We start from the raw sequence: 754 nt of genomic DNA on the forward strand, positions 1-754 counted from the left end.
GTTGGATCTGGATCTGGCGTTGGATCTGGATCTGGCGTTGGATCTGGATCTGGTGTTGGATCTGGATCTGGCGTTGGATCTGGATCTGGTATTGGACACACTCCACATTCACCGTCTTTACCATCCTTACCGTCTTTACCATCCTTACCATCTTTGCCATCTTTTACAAAGACTTCTTGTGTGGAACCATCTGGCTTCGTAATGATAATGGTATAGCCCGAATTGCCTTCTGTATCTTTTCCAGGTGTTACCTCAACCTTAGGCGTCTGACCATCTTTGCCATTTAAGATGTTTTCAGTTGTCACTTTTCCGTCACTATCTGTAATGGTAATAGTTACTCCTATAACATTACCATCTTGATCTTTGAGTGGGGTTTGCTTGATGGTTGGTGATTTACCATCCACTCCATCTTTACCATCCTTACCGTCTTTACCATCTTTTACAAAAACTTCTTGTGTGGAACCATCTGGCTTCGTAATGATAATGGTATAGCCCGAATTACCTTCTGTATCTTTTCCAGGTGTTACCTCAACCTTAGGCGTCTGACCATCTTTGCCATTTAAGATGTTTTCAGTTGTCACTTTTCCGTCACTATCTGTAATGGTAATAGTTACTCCTATAACATTACCATCTTGATCTTTGAGTGGGGTTTGCTTGATGGTTGGTGATTTACCATCTACTCCGTCTTTGCCGTCTGCACCATTTGTTACAGTAGTCGTTGTTTGAGTGCCATCTGGATTGGTAATCGTAATGG

Annotated in this window: 1 pseudogene; it reads right to left on the bottom strand. The window is 42.3% G+C overall.

From position 1 onward, the window contains the following. Positions 1-754: pseudogene (locus tag ACQV2G_RS09120) on the bottom strand (YSIRK signal domain/LPXTG anchor domain surface protein); the annotation flags it as partial.

The sequence above is a fragment of the Facklamia sp. P12955 genome (assembly GCF_050409565.1).
Classification (GTDB): Bacteria; Bacillota; Bacilli; order Lactobacillales; family Aerococcaceae; genus Facklamia.